At 65.8% G+C, this 20,382-nt stretch carries 15 protein-coding genes; 8 read left to right on the top strand and 7 right to left on the bottom strand.

The window, feature by feature from the left end; translation table 11 throughout:
* Positions 1-18: 18 nt before the first annotated feature.
* From OU994_RS27350 to OU994_RS27340, 3 genes are all read left to right on the top strand, one after another.
* Positions 19-1,686: an alpha-amylase family glycosyl hydrolase gene (locus OU994_RS27350; RefSeq protein ID WP_281608469.1), complete on the top strand. Its 1,668-nt coding sequence runs from the start codon at positions 19-21 to the stop codon at positions 1,684-1,686.
* An 82-nt stretch (positions 1,687-1,768) separates the two neighbouring features.
* Positions 1,769-2,116, top strand: coding sequence for a transposase (locus OU994_RS27345; RefSeq protein ID WP_281608468.1), 348 nt, complete (start codon positions 1,769-1,771; stop codon positions 2,114-2,116).
* Entirely contained in the window at positions 2,113-2,979 is an 867-nt protein-coding gene (locus OU994_RS27340; protein WP_281608467.1) for an IS3 family transposase, read from the top strand. Before OU994_RS27345 ends, OU994_RS27340 begins: the two co-directional genes overlap by 4 nt.
* 244 nt (positions 2,980-3,223) lie before the next feature.
* On the opposite strand, the gene OU994_RS27335 is transcribed toward OU994_RS27340, so the two are convergent.
* The 3 genes from OU994_RS27335 to OU994_RS27325 form a co-directional block, all read right to left on the bottom strand.
* On the bottom strand, positions 3,224-6,010 hold the full coding sequence (locus OU994_RS27335; RefSeq protein WP_281608466.1) for an alpha-1,6-glucosidase domain-containing protein: 2,787 nt from the start codon (positions 6,008-6,010) through the stop codon (positions 3,224-3,226).
* Positions 6,011-6,094: 84 nt separating this feature from the next.
* Positions 6,095-7,852, bottom strand: a complete 1,758-nt coding sequence (locus tag OU994_RS27330) for a methyl-accepting chemotaxis protein (protein WP_281608465.1) — start codon at positions 7,850-7,852, stop codon at positions 6,095-6,097.
* Positions 7,853-8,088: 236 nt separating this feature from the next.
* Positions 8,089-9,681, bottom strand: a complete 1,593-nt coding sequence (locus OU994_RS27325) for an oligopeptide:H+ symporter (RefSeq protein WP_281608464.1) — start codon at positions 9,679-9,681, stop codon at positions 8,089-8,091.
* 268 nt (positions 9,682-9,949) lie between these two features.
* Here OU994_RS27325 and OU994_RS27320 point away from each other — a divergent pair, with 268 nt between their 5' ends.
* The 4 genes from OU994_RS27320 (at position 9,950) to OU994_RS27305 (ending at position 15,787) form a co-directional block, all read left to right on the top strand.
* On the top strand, positions 9,950-11,578 hold the full coding sequence (locus tag OU994_RS27320) for an alpha-glucosidase family protein (protein WP_281608463.1): 1,629 nt from the start codon (positions 9,950-9,952) through the stop codon (positions 11,576-11,578).
* 97 nt (positions 11,579-11,675) lie between these two features.
* A complete protein-coding gene (locus tag OU994_RS27315; RefSeq protein WP_281608462.1) occupies positions 11,676-13,541 on the top strand; it encodes a glucokinase in 1,866 nt (621 codons plus the stop codon).
* A 353-nt stretch (positions 13,542-13,894) separates the two neighbouring features.
* On the top strand, positions 13,895-14,446 hold the full coding sequence (locus OU994_RS27310; RefSeq protein WP_281608461.1) for a PadR family transcriptional regulator: 552 nt from the start codon (positions 13,895-13,897) through the stop codon (positions 14,444-14,446).
* 78 nt (positions 14,447-14,524) lie between these two features.
* The gene (locus tag OU994_RS27305; protein WP_281608460.1) at positions 14,525-15,787 is read left to right on the top strand and encodes an MFS transporter; all 1,263 of its coding nucleotides are present in this window, start codon (positions 14,525-14,527) and stop codon (positions 15,785-15,787) included.
* Here the strand turns inward: OU994_RS27305 and OU994_RS27300 are convergent.
* The 4 genes from OU994_RS27300 to OU994_RS27285 form a co-directional block, all read right to left on the bottom strand.
* Entirely contained in the window at positions 15,771-16,415 is a 645-nt protein-coding gene (locus OU994_RS27300; RefSeq protein ID WP_281608459.1) for a hypothetical protein, read from the bottom strand. The two genes, OU994_RS27305 and OU994_RS27300, sit on opposite strands and share 17 nt — an antisense overlap.
* A gap of 15 nt (positions 16,416-16,430) precedes the next feature.
* On the bottom strand, positions 16,431-17,072 hold the full coding sequence (locus OU994_RS27295; RefSeq protein WP_131144197.1) for a glutathione S-transferase family protein: 642 nt from the start codon (positions 17,070-17,072) through the stop codon (positions 16,431-16,433).
* Positions 17,073-17,104: 32 nt separating this feature from the next.
* Positions 17,105-17,659, bottom strand: a complete 555-nt coding sequence (locus OU994_RS27290) for a hypothetical protein (protein WP_281608458.1) — start codon at positions 17,657-17,659, stop codon at positions 17,105-17,107.
* A gap of 75 nt (positions 17,660-17,734) precedes the next feature.
* A complete protein-coding gene (locus OU994_RS27285) occupies positions 17,735-19,525 on the bottom strand; it encodes a thiamine pyrophosphate-requiring protein (protein WP_131144198.1) in 1,791 nt (596 codons plus the stop codon).
* Between the two features lie 274 nt (positions 19,526-19,799).
* Here OU994_RS27285 and OU994_RS27280 point away from each other — a divergent pair, with 274 nt between their 5' ends.
* The gene (locus OU994_RS27280) at positions 19,800-19,973 is read left to right on the top strand and encodes a hypothetical protein (RefSeq protein ID WP_165497569.1); all 174 of its coding nucleotides are present in this window, start codon (positions 19,800-19,802) and stop codon (positions 19,971-19,973) included.
* Positions 19,974-20,382 lie beyond the last annotated feature (409 nt).

Genomic DNA, 20,382 nt, shown 5'->3' with positions numbered 1-20,382 from the left:
CCACCCTCGAAAGGTCGCATGAAGCTCACATCCATCGCATTGTCCATCCTGTTGGCCGCCTCCGGCACGTCCGCACTGGCGGCGCCGCCAAAACCAATGCCGTTCATGTGGGAGAACGCGACCGTCTACTTCCTGCTCACCGACCGCTTCGCCAACGGCGACCGGTCGAACGACCTGGCATACGGCCGCAAGGCCGATGCCGCGCCGCTGCGGGGCTACCTGGGCGGCGACCTGAAAGGCTTGACCGCCAAGGTCAAGGAAGGGTATTTCGACAGCCTCGGCGTCAATGCGATCTGGCTCACGCCGCCGGTGGAGCAGATCCATGCCGGCACCGATGAAGGTACCGGCAAGTCCTACGGCTTCCATGGCTACTGGGCGAGCGACTTCACCGCCATCGACGCCAACCTGGGCACCGAGCAGGACTTCCGCGACTTCGTCGACGCGGCCCATGCGCGCGGCATCCGCGTGCTGCTCGACGTGGTGATGAACCACACCGGCCCGGTCACGGAGGCCGATCCCGTGTGGCCGGCGGACTGGGTGCGCACGTCGCCCACCTGCGCCCACAAGGACGCGCCGACCACCATCTCGTGCACGCTGGTGGCGAACCTGCCGGACGTGCGCACCGAAAGCGATACGCCGGTGGCGCTGCCGCCGGCGCTGGCCGAGAAATGGAAGAAGGAAGGGCGCTACGAGCGCGAGGTGAAGGAGCTCGATGACTTCTTCGCGCGCACCGGCTACCCGCGCGCGCCGCGCTATTACCTGATGAAGTGGCACGCCGACTGGGTCCGCAAGTACGGCCTGGACGGCTACCGTGCCGACACCGTCAAGCATACCGAAGCGGGCGTGTGGAAAGAGCTGCGCACGGTGACGGAAGCGGCGCACGATGAATGGAAGAAGGCCAATCCCGGCAAGGTGCTGGGCGACGGCAAGTTCTTCACCGTGGCCGAGGTGTACAACTATTCGATCGGTCACGGCCGCGAGTTCGACATGGGCGGCGGTGTCAGGACCGACTTCTACGCCAACGGCTTCGACAGCCTGATCAACTTCAGCCTGCCGAACGATGCCAAGGGCGGCTACGAAAGCGTGTTCGCGAAGTTCGATGCGCAGCTGCGCGGCCCGCTGCGGGGCAAGTCGGTACTGAACTATCTCGATTCGCACGACGATGGCAACCCGTTCGACGCGGCGCGCGCGAAACCGTTCGAATCGGCCAGCAAGCTGCTGCTGGCGCCGGGCGCCGCGCAGATCTACTACGGCGACGAGACCGCGCGCCGGCTCGACATCGCCGAAGCCGTCGGCGACGCGAAACTGCGCTCGATGATGAACTGGGACGATTTGTCGAACAACGCGCAGCGCGAAGGCTACCGTGTCGCCGACGTGCGCGCGCACTGGGCGAAGCTGGGGCAGTTCCGGCGCGCCCACGTGTCGATCGGCGCCGGTGCGCATGCCAGGCTGGCCGACGCGCCCTATACCTTCTCGCGCACCTATGCCGGCACCGGCATGAGCGACAAGGTCGTGGTGGCGCTGGACGTCCCGGTCGGCAAGCCCGTCGCGATCAAGGTCGGCGGCATCTTCGCCAACGGCAGCAAGGTACGCGACGCCTATGCCGGCGTCACCTACACCGTCACCAACGGCACCGTGCGCACCGGCGGCAAGTTCAGCACCGTACTGCTCGAAGCCGCCCGCTGAATAATTTCCTGAAAGCGGGGTCTGAGGTGTACCGGGTTTCGTGGACATCCTAAACAAGAGACAATACGTCTCAGAGGAATCTATGACAACCAAGCCAGAAAAATCCCCATCTGAAGATGCTGCCGCCGAACGGCAGCGTCGTTCTGTTTACACCAAACAATTCAAGCTTGCCGCTGTTGCTCGTCTTAACGATGGCAAACAGACGGCGGAAGCGCTGGCACTGGAGCTGGGCGTCAGGCGCAATCAGCTCTATAAATGGGCCAAGGCCCTAGAGCAAAAGGGGCCGGAGGCCAGCTTCAGTTCGCGAGGGCGTAAGCCGGCGAGTGAAGAAAGTGAGATCGTGCAATTAAAGCATCAGTTGGCTCGCGCCCAGGAGGAGCTGGCCATCCTAAAAAAGTTCGACGCGTACTTGAAGCGACAGAAGCAGTGAAGTACGCCGCCATTGAAGAACTCCGCAATCACTTCCCTGTGAAAGCGCTGTGCCGCGTGCTGGAGATTAGTCGCAGCGGCTTTTATGCCTGGCGCCGCCGGCCACCTAGCCGACGTAGCCAGGAGGATCTCTCACTACGTGAGAAAATTCGGTGCCTGCACGACTCGAGTCACCAGGCTTTGGGAGCGGTGAAGACGTGGCACCAACTGAACAGCGATGGCGTAGAGTGTGGCAAGCATCGCGTTGCGCGATTACGCAAACTTGAGGGCATTGAGGCACTGCGCAAGGCAAAGTTTCGCGTCATGCGTGCCCATCAGCACACAGAGCCACCGGCCCCTAACTTGCTCGACCGAGTTTTCACCGTGCCCTTACCGAACAAGGCATGGGTCAGTGACATCACTACCATCCACACCCGCGAAGGCTGGCTACATCTGGCCATTGTTCTTGACCTGTTTGCTCGCCGGATCGTTGGCTGGGCCATGAGCCCTCGTCAAGATGCAATGCTGCCGATTGCCGCGCTCCAGATGGCGATCGTGCAGCGCCGGCCGGCACCAGGACTAATATGCCATACCGATCAAGGCTCAGTTTATGGCTCAAAGGAGTATCGGAACGTGCTCGAGACGAACGACTTAATCCCAAGTATGAGCCGACGTGGAAACTGTCATGACAACGCTGTGGCGGAGAGCTTTTTCTCCACAGTGAAGAACGAAAAAACCCGCCACATCATCTTTACGACACGGGCCGAAGCGATCACTCAAATATCCGACTACATCGAGCTGTACTACAATCTGCGGCGGCCCCATCAAACGCTGGGGTACCGCAGCCCGATCGAAATCGAAAAACAGCATCAGATGCTTAATTGAAGCGTCTACGTAACCCGGGACATCTCAGTCTGACCCCGGTTTCAGGCAACTCTTTTGTTGTAAATAACATGGGGACTGTCCCTCCCAGGGGGACTGTCCCCGATTTTTTTTGCGGGCGTTGGGCACCTGATGGCCGATGTTGGGTGCTTTTGGCAATGGCGCCACACTTTTGTTGTAAGAAGCGTGGGGAGTGTCCCTCTCAGGGGGACTGTCCCCAAGTCCTTGGTAACGGTTCTTGTGGCTTTTATTCCACGAAGACGACAGCGGTGCGTGGCGGGATGGTGAACCGGCCGGTGGCGGGGTCGTAGCGGGCTTCGCCGGCGCGCCGGTCGGCGGCGTCGGGGGCGGTATGGACGGGGTGCAGCTTCCAGCTGCGGCCGGCTTCCTGCGGCACGTCGATCGACCGGGCCACCTTGTCGACGTTCAGCAGGTACAGCACGGCCTGGAAGCCGGCACCGTCGTAGCCGGCGCCATCGAGCCTGCCGGCGATCACGGTCGGCACCTGGGCCGGGCCGGTATTGTAGAAGCGCAGCCGCTGCGTGACGTCGGCCGCGGTGCGCAGCCGGAACAGCGTGCTGCTGGCGCGGATCTTCAGCAGGTCGCGGAACGCGTCGCGCGTGAAGGCGATGTCGGCGGGTGCCGGCTTGAATGCGGGATTGGCCAGCAGCGGCTGGAACAGCGGGTAGTCCTTGCCGTTGTCGGCGGCCGGCGGCAGACCGGTGCCGAAATAATTGTCGCGGTAGGTCCAGTCCAGCCGGTTGAACCAGTCGCCCGATTCGAAGCTGTTGCGGTCCAGCGACTTGGAGCGCAGGATGTCGAAGCCCGCGTGGAAGTACGCCACGCCCTGGCTGAAGGCATTGATCGCACCCGCCAGCACCTGCACGCGGGCGCGATCAGAGGTGGAGGTCGATGCCGGCAGGCGCAGCACGTTCAGGTCGTACAGCGTCTGGTTGTCGTGGTTCTCCACGTAGTTGACCACTTCGCCCGGTTCGCTCGCATAGCCGGCCGGCTGGCCGCCGTAGTCGATGCGCTGCAGTTCGCGGACTTCGCCCGTGTGCGTCTGCAGCGGGTAGCCGCGCAGGGTACCGGCCAGGCCCACCCTGACCAGGTCCGCGGCCTTCAGCAACTCGGCGGGGGCATGTTCCGCGGCGCCGTTCGGATCGTACACCAGGCCGTTCACATACCCCTGGCGCGCCAGCATGTCGTGCCCCGCGTCGCCGGCACCGCCGCCGCGCACCGCATCGCGGCCACGGTCGCTGAAGGTGCCGATGCCGCTGCCGTTCAGCGACAGTTGCGATGCCTGCACGAAGCGCCTGCCATCGGCCACTTCGCCGAAATTCCACCCTTCGCCGATCAGGTTCACGTGCCGGCCCGCCGCGGCGTTCACGCGCCGCTGCAGCGTTTCCATCACACTGCGCGGCTGGTGGCCCATCAGGTCGAAACGGAAAGAATCGATGTGGTAAGCCCGCGTCCACAGCACGCTCGAGTCGACCATCAGCTTGCCCATCATGCGGTGCTCGGTCGCCGTGTTCTCGCAGCAGGTCGAGCGCTCGATCGCGCCTTTCGCGTCGAGGCGGTGATAGTAGCCGGGCACCACGCGGTCCAGCACCGACTTCTCGTCCTGGCCGGCGGTATAGGTGTGGTTGTAGACAACGTCCATGCCCACGCGCAGGCCGGCGCGGTGCAGCGCCTGCACCATTTGCCGGAACTCGACGATGCGGCGCGCGCCATCGGCCGGATCGGTGCTGTAGCTGCCTTCCGGCGCGCTGTAGTGATACGGGTCGTAGCCCCAGTTGTAGCAGTCCGCCAGCTTGCTGGCGCCGATCAGCTTTTGCTGGGCGTCGCTGTCCGGCGCGCCGGTCGGCGCCGGCGCGACGCAAGCCTTCTCGGGAATGCTGCCGATGTCGTACACCGGCAGCAGGTGCACGTCGGTCAGCCCGGCCTGCGACAGGGCGCGCAGGTGCCGCATGCCGTCCGAGCCGGATTCCAGGAATGCCGTGTACTTGCCGCGGTTCGCCGCGCTCACGGTCGCGTCGCCGATCGAGAAATCGCGCACGTGCAGTTCGTAGATCGACATGTCCGGCTGCGCCCGCACCTTGGCGGGTGGCGCATCCTGGTCCCATCCGGCGGGTTTCAGGCGCGGCGAGGCGAGGTCGGCGATGTAGCTGCGCCGCGAATCGGTGGTGAGGCTGACGGAATAGGGATCGGTGACGAGGTTGCGCACGATGCCGGCGCCCGGCACGGGCCCAGGTACATAAACGTCCACGGCGTAGCGGTAGTACTTGCCGTCGAGGTTGCCGGCCAGCGTGGCGGACCACACGCCCGTGCGCGGGTCGAAGCGCAGCGGCGTGGCGGCGCGCGACGGTCCGGTCCCCGCGTCGTACGTGCAGACGGCAACCCGCCGCGCGGTCGGCGCCCACAGCTTGAAGGTGGTGCCGTTCGCGCGCGGCGTCGCCCCCAGGTCGGGTACCGCTTCGGCAGCCGCATACAGGTCGTCCAGCGCGCCGGCCACCTGCACCCGCGTGGCATCGAGCACGGTGCCATCTGCCGCCTCGCTGACCAGCAGAAGTTGTTGCCGATGCAGGCCGGCATACCCGTCACCAATACGCGCCACGTCCGCCTCGCGCAGCGCGAACACGGGGCCATCACCCAGGTAGCGCAGGCGTTCCGGCAGCGCGGCAGGCGTGGCCGCGAGTGGCAGGAAGCCATCGGCGCCGCCGACCTTGCCGCCGCGCGGCGCCGTCAGCGATGCGTTTGCAGCGTGGTACAGCCGGGTGCGCGCATCGGTGCGGGCGCCGGGCCAGGCCAGCGTGCGCCGGTCGATCCACGCGGCACGCGCGTCGGCATTGGCCATGCTGGCCGCGGCGGTGAAGAGGACGGTCTGGAAAGCGTCGCCGTCGCAGAGGGCGGCGGATGAAGCAGCGCCGGATGTGGAAGCTGCGGATGTGGAAGCTGCGACTGCGGCACCCGATGACATGAGTGCCGCGGCGACGGCGAGGCGCAGCGCGCGGCTGCGGTGTGGATGATCCATGCGTCCCCCTGTTTCGATGGGAACGTATGGTAAAGGAAGCTTGCGACTACAGCCATGCTGTAGTCGCACGGCCATGCGCGCGGCTTAGAACTCTTCCCAGTCCGACTCGGAACCGGCGGTCACCGGGGCCTTGCGGCTGACCGGAGCGGCCTTGGCCACGGCAGGGCGCCCGGCGGCGGACGGCAGCGCGGCGGGCTTTGCAGCCACCTTCGCAACCTGCTTTGCGGGAGCGGATGGCGCGATCGCTTTCCGTGTGGCCGGCGCCGGAGCGGTACCTTGCGCCAGCGTGAACGTGCCCACCAGTTCGGCCAGCCTGCGGGCCTGTTCCTGCATGGCTTCGGAAGCGGCGCTGGCTTCCTCGACCAGCGCGGCGTTCTGCTGCGTCACTTCATCCATCTGCGTGATCGCCACGTTGACCTGGTCGATGCCGCTGCTTTGCTCGCGGCTGGCGGAAGAGATTTCCGCCATGATGTCCGTCACGCGCTGCACGCTGCCCACCACTTCGTTCATGGTGGCGCCGGCCTGGCCGACCAGCTGGGTGCCCACGCCGACCTTTTCCACCGAGTCGTCGATCAGCGCCTTGATTTCCTTGGCGGCGCTGGCGGAACGGTGCGCCAGGTTGCGCACTTCGCCGGCCACGACGGCAAAGCCGCGGCCCTGCTCGCCGGCACGCGCCGCCTCGACGGCCGCGTTCAGCGCCAGGATATTGGTCTGGAAGGCGATGCCGTCGATGACGGAGATGATGTCGACGATCTTCTTGGCCGACGCATCGATCGCGCCCATCGTGTCGACCACCTGGGCCACCACGCTGCCACCCTGTGCCGCGACGCTGGAGGCCGAGGCGGCCATGGCGCTGGCCTGCTGGGCATTCTCGGCGTTCTGGCGCACGGTCGACGTCAGTTCTTCCATCGACGACGCGGTTTCTTCCAGCGAGCTGGCCTGTTCTTCGGTGCGCGACGACAGGTCCTGGTTGCCGGCCGAGACTTCGGCGGCGGCAGTGGCGATCGTGTCGGTACCGGTGCGCACCTCGGCGACGATGGCGGCCAGCTTGTCGCGCATGGTGCGCATCGCGAACATCATGCTGGCGGTGTCGCCGGCCTTGACGGGCACGTCCACGGTCAGGTCGCCGTCGGCGATGCGGGCAAGGACGGCCGCCGCTTCGGTTGGCTCGCCGCCCAGCTGCTTGAGCAGCGTGCGCGTAATGAGCACGGCGGCGGTGATGCCGACGACCAGCGCGACCACGGCGAGGATCAGCATCAGCCGGACGGCCGTGTGGTAGGCGTCCTTGGCCTCGTTCGCTTCTTCCTCGTTCAAGCCTTCTTCCAGCGTGATCAGCTCATCGATCGTATTCATCCAGACTCTCTGGACCGGGCGGACCTTGTCCATCAGCATGCTGGTAGTCTCCGCAGCCTGGTTGGCCAGGCCCAGCTTTTCCGTTTCCGCCATCAATGGCCTGGCGATCCGGTCCTGCTCCACGATCGTTGCCATCAGCGACTTTTCCTTCGGATCCGTGCTGGGATCTTCCAGGCTCTTGGTCACTTTACCCATCTCTTCCGCGTAGAGTGCCTCCTGCTTGCGCAGGCGCTCGGCCTCGAGCCGCATGGCGTTCTCGTCGGTCAGCAGTGCAAGATTACGCAGCGCGATCATGCGGTCCGCCACGCTGTCCTGCGCCGTATTGAGCTGCCGGATCTGCGTATTGTTGAATTCGGTGATGTTCTGGATGCGCTCCTGCATTTCGCGCATTTTCATCACGCCCGCGCCGACGATGATCAGCAGCAGGACCAGCACGATTGCATAGCCAAGGGCCAGCCGCGTGCCGACTTTCATATTCTTCAGGTTCATGGTTATCCGTTTGGGAGTCGACGACCGCGAGGAGGAGGGCGGTCAGGATCCGGCGGCGCGAGGGCTGGGCGGGGCCGGCCGGCACATGCTATTGGTGCCGTAGGGCAATTATAGGGAAGTCTTGCGGTGCGTGCGGGGATTTGTTGCGTGCGCGCCGCACGCGGCGGCACTATTTTTCGATGCCGCGGCCGAGGTGCCAGCGGGAAGCTGGACAGATCGGCCACGGTCGATGTCGATCAGGCCACGGCGGCGCTGGCCCGGTAGTTGTCGACCATCTTGTAGCGCCGCGCGTACAGCCCGAACGCCAGCGCCGTGAGCATGGCGAAGGCGGCGAAGAAGAACATCTGGAAGGCGATGACGGAGAGCCCGGTCTCGCCGATATGGCCCAGCACCGCGTCGTTCTTCACGCTGGCATTGACGATCAGCACCCACAGGTTGCCGACGGTGACGGCCAGCGTCCAGAAGCTCATGATCGAGCCCTTCATCGATGCGGGCGCCTGGCTGTAGGCGAATTCCAGGCCGGTGGCCGACACCAGCACCTCGCCCATCGTCAGCAGCGCGTAGGGCGCCAGCTGCCACAGGATCGACATCGGCGTGCCGGCATCCATCGAGACCTGGATCCAGCCGATCACCAGCCAGGAAAAGGCCGAGAAGGCAATCCCGGCCGTCATGCGGCGCAGGGCGGTCGGTTCCAGGCCGAGCTTGCTCAACAGCGGGAAGATCACCAGGTTGTTGAACGGGATCAGCAGCATCACCAGCGCCGGGTTCACGGCCTGCATCTGCGCCGGCAGCAGCTGGAATTCCCAGTCCAGCAGGTTGATGACCGGGCTGGTCATCGTATTCGCCTGCACGATCCAGGTCGATGCCTTCTGGTCGAACAGGGACCAGAACGGCGTGACCAGCGCGAACACGACGAGGATGCGCAACACGGCGCGCACGCCTTCCACCGCCGCATCCGGATGATGGCCGCGCGCGCGCTCCAGCTGCATCGCGGTGCCGATGCCCCAGCCGGCCAGCAGCAGTACCAGCGCCGTGCAGGCGGCGATCACGAAGCCCCACGAGAACGACATCAGCAGCGACGCCACGGCGCCCGCCGCGCCGAGCCCGGCCACCACCAGGCCGGGCCGGCCCTGGCCGGGCTGTTTCGCCAGCAGGGCGGTGCGCGACACCCGCGTCAGCGAATCGGGGCTGGGCGGCGCCGGCGGCACGTGCACGTATTTCCTGTTCCCCATCCAGAAGATGAGGAGCGCCAGCGCCATCAGCAGTCCGGGGATCCCGAATGCCACGGCGGGGCCGTAGTTCTTCAGGAACAGCGGCATCAGCAGCGACGCGAAGAACGAGCCGAAATTGATGATCCAGTAGAACGCGTCGTAGACCACCTTGGCGCGCTTCTTGTTGGTGTGGTCGAACTGGTCGCCGACGAACGCGGCCACCAGCGGCTTGATGCCGCCCGCGCCCAGTGCGATCAGGAACAGGCCGCAGTAGAAGCCTGTGAGGTTGTCCTCGAAGATCGCCAGGCAGGCGTGGCCAATGACATACACGAGGCTGAGCCAGAATATGGTGTTGTACTTGCCGAAGAAACGGTCGGCCAGGAAGCCGCCCAGCAGCGGGAAGAAATACACGCCGATGACGAACGTGTGGAATACGTGCTTGGCCTCGCCGGCACGGTCTTCCAGGGGGACGAACAGCAGCAGGGTGCTGATCAGGAATGGCGTCAGGATATTGCGCATGCCATAGAAGGAAAAGCGTTCGGCCCCTTCGTTGGCGATGATGTACGGTATCTGGCGCGGCAGCGGGCCGTAGCCTGCTTCGTGGGTGGCGTTTGCCATGGATAGCCTTCTCGAATTGTGGATGGACGCGATGCTATGCCGAATCGGCCAGGGCTGGCAATGGCCGGGTCTGCCCTGTCAAAAGGGCCGGCTTTGGCGATGCTGTAGTTTGACTACGGTAGCGTGTGGAAATTATCGGACAGTTGCACGGTAAGTCATTGTTTTATATGGATGACGCCTGACTACGTCGTCACTCCGATCCGTTGAACTATTCATACCGTTGCTGTATATTATCTACATTACCCCGTCAACTTTCATCGGAACCTTCATGACCAACTCCACGCAGCCAACCAGCGCGACCTGGTGGCAGGAAGCCATCATTTATCAGGTGTACCCACGCAGCTACCTCGACACGAATGGCGACGGCATCGGCGACCTGAATGGCATCACCGACCGCCTCGACTACATCGCGAAGCTGGGCGTGGACATCGTCTGGATTTCGCCGTTCTTCAAGTCGCCGATGAAGGACTTCGGCTACGACATCGCCGACTACTGCGACGTGGATCCGATGTTCGGCACGCTGGCCGACTTCGACCGGCTGATCGCCAAGGCGCACTCGGTGGGCGTGAAGATCATGATCGACCAGGTGATGAGCCATTGCTCGGAACAGCATCCGTGGTTCGTGGAAAGCCGCAGCAGCCGCGACAACCCGAAGGCCGACTGGTTCGTGTGGTCCGACCCGCTGCCCGACGGGAATCCGCCCAACAACTGGCTGTCCATCTTCGGCGGTTCGGCGTGGCAGTGGGATTCGCGCCGCAAGCAGTACTACATGCACAACTTCCTCACCAGCCAGCCGGACCTGAACTTCCACAATCCGGAAGTGCAGCAGGCGATGCTGGACAGCCTGCGCTTCTGGCTGCAGCGCGGCGTGGATGGCGTGCGGCTCGATGCCGTGACGTTCCAGTTCCACGACCAGGAACTGCGCAGCAATCCGCCGGCCACGGTGCGCGACACGTCGACCGTCACCGACGTGAACCCGTACGGCATGCAGGCGCACGTGTATGACAAGTGCCGTCCCGAGAACGTGCCGTTCCTGCAGCGCGTGCGCCGGGTGCTGGACGAATTCGGCGCCGTGTCGATCGGCGAAGTGGGAGCCGACGATGCGCTGGCGTTCATGGCCGAATACACGGCCGGTGGCGACAAGCTGCACATGGCCTACAGCTTCAACCTGCTGACCGAAGACCATTCGGCGCGCCACATCCGCACGCAGGTGGAAGACTTCAAGCGGCGCGTCAGCGATGGCTGGGCGTCCTGGTCGGTGGGCAACCACGACGTGCCGCGCGTGGCCACGCGCTGGGGCGCCGGCAAGGACCCTGTGGCGTTCGGAAAGGTGGCGCTGGCCATGCAGCTGTCGCTGAAGGGCACGCCGTGCCTGTACCAGGGCGACGAGCTGGCCTTCACGGAAGTGGACGTGCCGTACGAGCTGATCCAGGACCCGTATGGCATCACGTTCTGGCCCGAGTTCAAGGGCCGCGACGGCTGCCGCACGCCGATCGCCTGGACCGATGGCGACAACGGCGGTTTCACGAGCGGCAAGCCATGGCTGCCGGTGGCGCCGGAGCACATCGCGGCGGCGGCTTCCGTGCAGGAAGCGGATCCGGCATCGCCGCTCAATTTCGCGCGCCGGCTGATCGCGTGGCGCCGCACCATGCCGCAGCTTACGCGCGGCGATATCGAGTTCCTGGAAGCGCCGGGGCCGGTGCTGGCATTCCGCCGCACGCTGCCCGGCGAGCGCGCCGTGCTGTGCGTGTTCAACCTGGGCGGCAATGAAGTGACGTTCGCGCTGCCGCAGGCCAGGGGCGCGCAGAAGCTCGGCGAAGCGGGGCTGCCGGGCGAGATCGTCGATGGCATCGCCAGGCTGCCGGCCTGTGGCGGGTGGTACGGCTACGAAGGCTGAACCTTCCGGCGGGCGCGCCGGCTTTTTCGGCGCGCCCGTTTCGGGTATGCTGCGACCTCGCCCGCATGAGCGAAGCAACACGTAAAAAGAGAGCGAGATGAGACAAGTGGAAGTGGAACAGAAACTGGGGCGCGCCGCATTTGCCGACGGCCCGCGGCTGCTGGCCGACATCGGCGCCACGCATGCGCGCTTCGCGCTGCAGACGGCACCAGGCGAATACCAGGCCGTGCGTGTGCTGCAATGCGACGACTACACCGGCATCGTTCCGCTGCTGCGCAGCTATCTCGCCGACCATCCCGGCATCAACCTGAACCACGGTGCGCTGGCGCTGGCCAATCCGGTGCACGGCGACTATATCCGGATGACGAACCGCGACTGGCAGTTCTCCACCGACGAAGTGCGCCGCGAACTGGGCCTGCACACGCTGCTGGTGGTGAACGACTTCACCGCGCTGGCGATGGCCATCCCGGGCCTGAAGCCGACCGACCTGATGCAGGTCGGCGGCGGCGCGCCGGCGGCCAACTCCGTCATCGGCGTGCTCGGTCCGGGCACGGGCCTGGGCTGCTCGGGCGTGATCCCCACGGTCGACGGCTTCGTGACCCTCGGTTCGGAAGGTGGCCACAACAACTTCGCGCCGGCCGACGAACGCGAATACGCGATCCTGCAGTACGCGTGGCAGACCTGGTCGCACGTGTCGAACGAGCGCCTGATCTCCGGCCCGGGCATGGAAATCATCTACCGTGCGCTGGCCCGCCGCAACGGCCTGCACGTGCGCGACCTGACGTCCCAGCAGATCATTTCCGGCGCCCTGAAGGACAAGGATGCGCTGTGCATCGAGGTGCTCGAGTGCTTCTCCGCGATGCTGGGCGGCGCGGCCGCGAACCTGGCCGTCACGCTCGGCTCCTTCGGCGGCATCTTCATCGGCGGCGGCATCGTGCCGCGCATGGGCGAGTGGTTCCGCGCTTCGCCGTTCCGCACCCGCTTCGAGGCCAAGGGCCGCTTCTCGTCCTACCTGGCGGAGATCCCCACCTACGTGATCACCACGCCGAACCCGGCGTTCTACGGCGTGGCCACGATCCTTTCCGAACACCTGCGCGGGCGCAGCGGCGCCAACACGCTGATGGAGCGCGTGCAGACGCTGCTGCGCGAGCTGACGCCGGCCGAACAGCGCGTGGCGCAACTGGTGCTCGAACAGCCGCGCCTCGTGCTGAACGAACCCATCGCCGATATCGCCCGGCTGGCCGAAGTGTCGCAGCCGACCGTGATCCGCTTCTGCCGCTCGCTGGGCTTCACGGGCCTGGCCGACTTCAAGCTGAAGTTCGCCAGCAGCCTGACGGGCGCGATCCCGGTGCGCCACAGCCAGGTGCGCAACAGCGACAGCACGCACGACCTGTCGGCCAAGGTGGTCGACAACACCGTGTCGGCGATCCTGAAATTCCGCGACCAGCTCGACGTGCGCGCCATCGACCGCGCCATCGCGCTGGTAGCAAAGGCCAAGAAGGTGGAGTTCTACGCGATGGGCAATTCGCGCGTGGTGGGGCTGGACGGGCAGCACAAGTTCTTCCGCTTCCGCATTCCCACCGCGTCGTACGGCGATTCGCACCTGCTGTCGCTGGCGGCCGAGCTGCTGCAGCCGGGCGACGTGGTCATCGCCATCTCCAACTCCGGCCGGCTGCCGGAACTGCTCGATGCCGTCGACACGGCGCGCGCGGCGGGCGCCGATGTCATCGCCATCACCACCAGCCAGTCGCCATTGGCCAAGAAGGCCAGCGTGTGCCTGGCGGTCGACCACAGCGAGGACAGCACTACGTTCCTGTCGATGATTTCGCGCATCCTGCAGCTGCTGCTGATCGACATCCTCACCGTGGGCATTTCGCTCGACTCGCAGAATAAGGCGCTGGTGCTGGAAGGGAAGGGCGCCGCGAGCGGTTCGCGCCTGCTGATTTCCCACCTGGACAGCTGACCAGTACCGCCCAACGAAAAAACGCCGGGTTGCCCCGGCGTTTTTTTTTGCCCTCCGCGTCAGTAGCGGCGGCGCGCGCCCTGCGCGGGCACCCGGTGCATCCTTGCCTGCACCTTCTTCCAGATAAAGCCGGCGATCGCCATCATGATCATCTTGCGCATACATCCTCCTGTGCGGTTGGTTTCATTGCGCCGCGGCATGAGTCGATGCCTGCCGCGGCAATGCGCCAACCATACCGGAAACGCCTGCCGGCCGGCGCAGCATTGGAATCCGGCCGTGCCATAAAAACTTCTTGCGATATATCGCAGATGGTTTAAGATATGTCTTATTGCGATATATCTTAAGGACTTCACATGTTCCACATGTTCCATCAATCCCGGCACCATGGCCCCCGTTCCCACGAACACCCCCAGCACCGTGGCGGCGGCGGGCACGGCGGCGGCCCTGGCGGCAGGGGGCCACGCATGTTCGATGCGGGCGCGATGCGCTATGTCGTGCTGCAGCTGATCGCGGAAAAGCCGCGCCATGGCTATGAAATCATCAAGGAGCTGGAGAGCCGCGTCGGTGGCGGCTATGCGCCGAGCCCGGGGGCGATCTATCCGCTGATGGCGATGCTGTACGACATGGGCCACGTCTCCATCAGCAGCGAAGGCAACAAGAAGCTGCATTCCATCACGCCCGAGGGGCAGGCCTTCCTGGACGAGAACCGGCAAATGGTCGATGCGCTGATGGCACGCCTGGCCGAGCCGCACGCCGGCAACCGCGACAGCCTGCGCTCGGTGATGCACGAGCTGAAGGCCGCGGTGATCGACAAGGGCCGCGATCCGGCCGCTCCGCCGGCGCGCGCCGACCAGATCGCGGCGATCCTGCGCCGTGCGGCCGACGAGATCCGCCAGCTGGCGTAAGGATACGGCATCGGACAAAGCGGCATCCGACCAACCGGCAGGGGCGGCGCTGGCGCCGCCCCGGAAAGAAAAACAAGAATGACCACTTCTCCTCCTCCCGCGGGCAGCCTGGCCCCGGCGCGCGAGCGGCTCGTACTGTGGCTGCTGGCGCTGACCCAGTTCACCGTCATCATGGACTTCATGGTCATGATGCCGCTGTCGCCGCAGCTGATGGCGGCGTTTTCCATCAGCCCGGCGCAATTTTCCGGCGCCGTGTCGGCCTACGCGTGGTGCGCGGGGCTGTCTGGCCTGCTGGCCGCCACCTATATCGACCGCTTCGACCGCAAGCGCATGCTGTTGACGGTGTTCTTCCTGTTCAACCTGTCGAACCTGGCCTGCGCGATGGCACCGAATTTCCACGTGCTGGTCCTGTCGCGCGCCTTTGCCGGCCTGACCGGCGGCGTGCTGGGCGCGATCGGCATGGCGATCATCGGCGACCTCATCGCCCCGCAGCGGCGCGGCTACGCGACCGGCGTCGTGATGACGTCGTTCTCGATGGCCGCGATCCTGGGTGTGCCGCTGGGCGTGGGCCTGGCGGCCCGCTTCGGCTGGCAATCGCCGTTCTACCTGCTGGTGGCGGCGTCGATGGCGATCTGGTGCCTTGCCGCGTTCGTGCTGCCGCCGCTGACGGCCCACCTCGACCGGCACTCTGCGCCAGCCCGCGCGCTGCCGGAACTGCTGGCGCTGTTCAGCGTGCCGGAGCACCTGCGCGCCTTCCTGCTGACATTCGTGACGATGTTGAACGGCATGCTGGTGATTCCGTTCATCTCGCCGGTCCTGGTCGGCAATCTGGGTGTACGGCCGGGCGATATCATGTGGATCTACATGGCGGGCGGGGTGGCGGCATTCTTCAGCTCGCGCTTCGTGGGCAGCTGGTCGGACCGCGCCGGCCGGCACCGGGTATTCCGCATCTTCGTGCTGTTCTCGGTGGTGCCGATCCTGGTGATCACGCACCTGCCGGAACTGTCGGCGCACTGGCCGCTGGTCGCGCTGGTATGCCTGTTCCCGTTCTTCATGGTGGCGATGAACGGCCGCAACGTGCCGCTGCAGGCGCTGATGACGACGGTGCCCGATCCGCGGCGCCGCGGCGCCTTCCTCAGCGCCAATGCGGCCGTGCAGCAGGTCGGCACGGGCCTGGGCGCGCTGCTGGGCGGATTGTGGCTGCACACGGATGCGGACGGCCACATCAGCGGCTACGGCCTGAACGGCTGGCTGGCCGCCGGCCTGTCGCTGTTTACCTGGTGGTGGGTGGGGCGGGTGCGGGAAGTGCCCGGCGCCCCGGCGGTCAGGAGCCCTGCCTGACGACGATGTCGAGCAGGCGCTGCGCCTGTTTCAGGACAGGCGATGCGAGCTTGTCGCGGTCCACGTCGCCAAAGGTGCCGTCGCGCACATGCAGGCCATCCGCGGCCAGCAGCGACAAACGCAGGTTGCCGAGCACCGGCGGGGCGGCGCGGTGTTTCGCCAGCCCCTTGGCCGACGCCAGCGGGATGGCCGCGTGCACCAGCAGCTTGCCCTGCTGGGCCACGTTGTCCGGCGCGCCTTCGAAGACGGCCACGCGGCCGGTATGGTGGATGTAGCGCACGGTGCCGTCGGCATACGCGGCCAGCACGTCCAGCCCGCCCTCGAGCGGCACTTCGACGACCACGCCCAGCAATTCACGCGAGGCAACCGGCTGGCCGGCGGCGCGCAGCCATTGCCAGGCCAGCAGCCGCACGCGGCTTTCCTCGGCCGGATCTTCGCCGATGGTCTGCACCACGCGCGGATCCGGCGCCGTGCCGAACAGCGATGCGGGTTCCGGCCCCTGCTGGACCAGTTGCGGATCGTCGCAGAACAGCAGCTGGTACATCAGGTTCAGTTCGTCCTGCTTGTAGGGCTGGGCAGCGGAAGCGTGCCGGCGCGACGAGAACGCGGCAATGAGTTTCTTGAACATGGCGTCATTGTACTGTCACTGGTCGCCATCAAGCTGCCAGCCGCGCAATTTTTCCATCGCGACCGCGCTGCGCCATGCGGGGCGGGCAATGACCAGCCGCGCCAGCCGGTCCAGTTCCGGCCATTCCGTGGCGGGCTTCGGCATGGCGCGCGACCAGCGCATGTACATGCACAGCTGGTAGTCGGCCGAGCTGAACTGCTCACCCAGCAGGTAGGGGCCATGCGCCGCCAGGTGCGACGCGATGCGTTCGAATCCGGCTTCCAGCGTGCGGCGCACCGGCGCCCGGCTGGCCTCGTCGTGCGTATCGCGGCCCAGGTCCTGCGGGTAGAACCAGTGCCTGAACGGCCCACCCAGCGAGGTGGCCAGCGCCACGGTCCACTGCAGCCATTCGGCGCGGCCCGGCGCACCCGGCGCGGGGGCGAGGTTCGCTTCCGGATGGCGCTCGGCCAGCAGCATCAGCAGGGCGGCCGACTCCCGGTGGGCGACGCCGTCGATGAGCAGCGTGGGCACGGTACCCTGCGGGTTCAGGCGCAGGTAGTCGTCGGTGCGCGGCACGTCCAGGTCGACGTTGACCAGCTGATGGTCCGCGCCGGTCTCGTGGATCGCGGCATGCACGGCCAGGCTGGCCGCGCCGGGGGAGTAATACAGCGTGTACATCGGTGGCTCCATGGTGGTCGGTGATGGCCGGGTCAGCGCGCGGCCCGTTCCATCGGTCGTTGTTCGGTGCGCCAGCGCGCCAGCGGTAACAGGGATTCGTCATCGTCGACGAGGATCTCGCCATCGGCCACGCCGACCAGGAAGCTTTGCCACGTGACGGCCGCTTCCGGCCGGTTCTCGACAAAGCTGAGCTGGTGATACTGCCTGCCGTTCACCGTGCGCGGCGCGGGGTCGAAGGGGATCACGGCGCCACGCACCGCGCCGCCGGATGCCTTCTCGATACGCTGTGCCCAGGCCTGCAGTTCGGGCAGCGCCATCAGGCGGGCCACGGCCTGCTCGCTGGTCAGCGGCTGCCCGGGCTGCGTCGCTGCGACCGAAGCGGCAGCGGGGGCAGGGGCGGAAGCAGTGGGTGACGCAGGGGAGGCGGTGGCAGGGGCGGCGACAGGTACCCGCGCCGGCCCGGTGCCGGGCCCCACGTGCTGCGGATACAGGTACCACGCGCCCAGCGCGGCGGCCAGCAGCCCGGCCAGCGTGCCGGCCAGGGCGGGAAGATGGGAGGATTTGCTCGTGCGGTTTTTCGTGTCCATGTGGCGAACATGGTAATCGAAAGGCGTTCTTTGCACAGCGCCAATCGAATGCACGCCACGATGCCGCTCGCGGGATCAATCTTTCTTCGGCGGGAACCATCCCTCCCAGGTTTCCTTGATGCTGGCGCGCACGGTGGCCAGCGCGTCCGGGTCGCCCTTCAGCAAGGCCTTGAAGTAGGCGGCGGCCTGCTTGGCCGGCACGTCCGGCGGCAGCGGCGGCACGTGCGGATCGGTCACCATCTCCAGCACGCACGGCCGGTCCGATGCCAGCGCCGCTTCCCAGCCGGCGGCCACGGCATCCGCGCTGTCGATGCGGATGCCTTTCAGGCCCACCAGCTCGGCGTATTGCGCGTAGGGGAAATCGGGCATGACCTGCGACGCTTCGAATTTCGGGTTGGCCCCCATCACGCGCTCTTCCCACGTGACCAGGTTCAGGTCCTGGTTGTTGAGCACCATGACGACCAGCTTGCCGTTGCCCCAGCGCTGCCAGTACTTGGCGATCGTGATCAGGCCATTGATGCCGTTCATCTGCATGGCGCCATCGCCGACCAGCGCGATCACGTGGCGTTCCGGGTGGGCGAACTTGGCGGCGATCGCATACGGCACCGCGCAGCCCATCGTGGACAGGCCGCCGGAGACGCTGGTCATCATGCCGCGCCGGATCTTGACGTCGCGCGCGTACCAGTTCGTGGCCGAGCCGGAATCGCCGACGATGATGCAGTCGTCCGGCAGCCGCGGCGACAGTTCCCAGAACACCCGCTGCGGGTTGATCGGATTGGCTTCGTTCATCGCGCGGCCTTCCAGCACGCGCCACCAGCGCTCGACGTTGGCGCGGATGTCGTCCTGCCACTGGCGCTCGGTCTTGCGCTGCAACAGCGGGATCAGCGCGCGCAGCGTTTCGCGGGAATCGCCGATCAGGTTGAATTCCATCGGGTAGCGCACGCTGGCGCGGCGCGCGTCGATGTCGATCTGCACGCCGCGCGCCTGGCCTTCCTTCGGCAGGTGCTCGCTGTACGGGAAGTTCGAGCCCACCATCAGCAGCGTGTCGCAGTCGTTCATCATGTCGTGGCTGGGCTTGGTGCCGAGCAGGCCGATGGTGCCGGTGACGAAGGGCAGGTCGTCCGGCACGGCGGCCTTGCCCAGCAGCGCCTTGGCGATGCCGGCGCCGAGGATGTCGGCCACTTCGATCAGCTCGTCGGTGGCGTGCAGCGCGCCGGCGCCGGCCAGGATCGCGACTTTCTTTCCTTCGTTGAGGATGCGCGCGGCCTGCTGCAGCGCAGCCTGCGGCGGCACGTGGCTGCGGGTCAGGGCGCCGATGCCCGAGACCACGGTGCCGTGCTCGCGCGGCGGCTTCGGCACCGCGGCCAGCTCCTGCACGTCGTTCGGGAAGATCAGGCAGGTGACGGCGCGTTCTTCCTTGGCGATGCGGAAGGCCCGGTCGATCAGGTGGCGCACCTGGGCCGGATCGGTGGCCATGTGCACGTATTCGTGCGCGACGTCCTTGAACAGCGCCTGCAGGTCGACTTCCTGCTGGTAGTCGCTGCCCATCGACATGCGTTTTTGCTGGCCGACGATGGCCACCACGCCCTGGTGATCGAGCTTGGCGTCGTACAGGCCATTGAGCAGGTGCACGGCGCCGGGGCCGGAGGTGGCCAGGCACACGCCCACTTCGCCAGTGAACTTGGCGTGCGCGGTGGCCATGAAGGCGGCCATCTCCTCGTGCCGTACCTGGATGAATTCGATCGTTTCCTGGCGGCCGAACGCACCCATGATGCCGTTGATGCCGTCGCCGGGATAGCCGAACACGCGCCGCACGCCCCATTCGCCGAGGCGTTGCAAAAGGAAGTCGCCCACCGTATCTGCCATGTCGTTCTCGCTCGATTAGTCAAGCAAAAATGATAAGTCGATGGCCGGGCGGCAGGCGCACGCAAGCATTGCGGTGCACCATCCGCCCCTTCGCGAGGCCCCGCCGGGGCCATGGTTCGGGAGTGAAAAGTGAGCTTTGATGCAACGCAAAACCGCATAACCCGGCAGTTTGAAAACGTTGTTCAAGCGGGACGATCCGCTTAAAAAAACAGCAGAGAGAACGAAAACCGGGTGTATATTGGTCCCACAACAACCACGGAACAGGAGACGCAAGATGGATATGGAACCGGACGACCGCACCGGGCGCTATGTTGGCTTCGGTATCAGCCTGGGTGCAGCGATCGGCTGCGCGATCGGTGTTGCAATGGGCAATTTCGCGATGGGCATCGGCCTCGGTGTCGGCCTCGGCAGCGCCGTGGGCGCCGGGCTGGCGCGACGGCGGCCCTGAGCCTGCGAACATGATTCGCGTACTTCCATGACGCGCTTCCCGTGACGTCATCGACGGCTGCTTCGGCGGCCGTTGTTGTTTGCGGAGCCGGGAAGGGGTGTGTCGAAGCCCGGTCGCGTCGAGCGTTATGCGGTCGCATCGACGCCAAAATCCGGGACGGACCCTGTTTTTGAGGAAGTTTCCCGAAAAACAGGGTCTGTCCCTGATACCGCTAAGTTAAGCGTTACCCGATACGTTGGAAGCGCATGCTTTCACCCCAACAGCGAAGGGCTGGGGTCAGACCCGCCGGGTCTGACCCCGGAATTTGCACTTGGGGTGGACTTATCTAAGCGGCATTAGGCTCCGTCCCGGATTTTCGTAAGCGGTACATCCCCATTTTCCAGGCGACCTTGACGTAAAAAAGGCTGCT

It is taken from the genome of Pseudoduganella sp. SL102 (genome assembly GCF_027856995.1).
GTDB lineage: Bacteria > Pseudomonadota > Gammaproteobacteria > Burkholderiales > Burkholderiaceae_D > Rugamonas > Rugamonas albidiflava.
Note: the sequence above shows the minus strand (reverse complement) of the source record. Positions and strands in the feature narration are given on the sequence as shown.

Bases quoted from the DNA above. Each gene is read 5' to 3' on its own strand.
- OU994_RS27305 (WP_281608460.1), top strand. From the start codon at position 14,525: ATGACCACTTCTCCTCCTCCCGCGGGCAGCCTGGCCCCGGCGCGCGAG.
- OU994_RS27295 (WP_131144197.1), bottom strand. From the start codon at position 17,072: ATGTACACGCTGTATTACTCCCCCGGCGCGGCCAGCCTGGCCGTGCAT.
- OU994_RS27345 (WP_281608468.1), top strand. From the start codon at position 1,769: ATGACAACCAAGCCAGAAAAATCCCCATCTGAAGATGCTGCCGCCGAA.
- OU994_RS27350 (WP_281608469.1), top strand. From the start codon at position 19: ATGAAGCTCACATCCATCGCATTGTCCATCCTGTTGGCCGCCTCCGGC.
- OU994_RS27315 (WP_281608462.1), top strand. From the start codon at position 11,676: ATGAGACAAGTGGAAGTGGAACAGAAACTGGGGCGCGCCGCATTTGCC.
- OU994_RS27320 (WP_281608463.1), top strand. From the start codon at position 9,950: ATGACCAACTCCACGCAGCCAACCAGCGCGACCTGGTGGCAGGAAGCC.
- OU994_RS27335 (WP_281608466.1), bottom strand. From the start codon at position 6,010: ATGGATCATCCACACCGCAGCCGCGCGCTGCGCCTCGCCGTCGCCGCG.
- OU994_RS27310 (WP_281608461.1), top strand. From the start codon at position 13,895: ATGTTCCACATGTTCCATCAATCCCGGCACCATGGCCCCCGTTCCCAC.
- OU994_RS27285 (WP_131144198.1), bottom strand. From the start codon at position 19,525: ATGGCAGATACGGTGGGCGACTTCCTTTTGCAACGCCTCGGCGAATGG.
- OU994_RS27300 (WP_281608459.1), bottom strand. From the start codon at position 16,415: ATGTTCAAGAAACTCATTGCCGCGTTCTCGTCGCGCCGGCACGCTTCC.
- OU994_RS27280 (WP_165497569.1), top strand. From the start codon at position 19,800: ATGGATATGGAACCGGACGACCGCACCGGGCGCTATGTTGGCTTCGGT.
- OU994_RS27325 (WP_281608464.1), bottom strand. From the start codon at position 9,681: ATGGCAAACGCCACCCACGAAGCAGGCTACGGCCCGCTGCCGCGCCAG.
- OU994_RS27330 (WP_281608465.1), bottom strand. From the start codon at position 7,852: ATGAACCTGAAGAATATGAAAGTCGGCACGCGGCTGGCCCTTGGCTAT.
- OU994_RS27290 (WP_281608458.1), bottom strand. From the start codon at position 17,659: ATGGACACGAAAAACCGCACGAGCAAATCCTCCCATCTTCCCGCCCTG.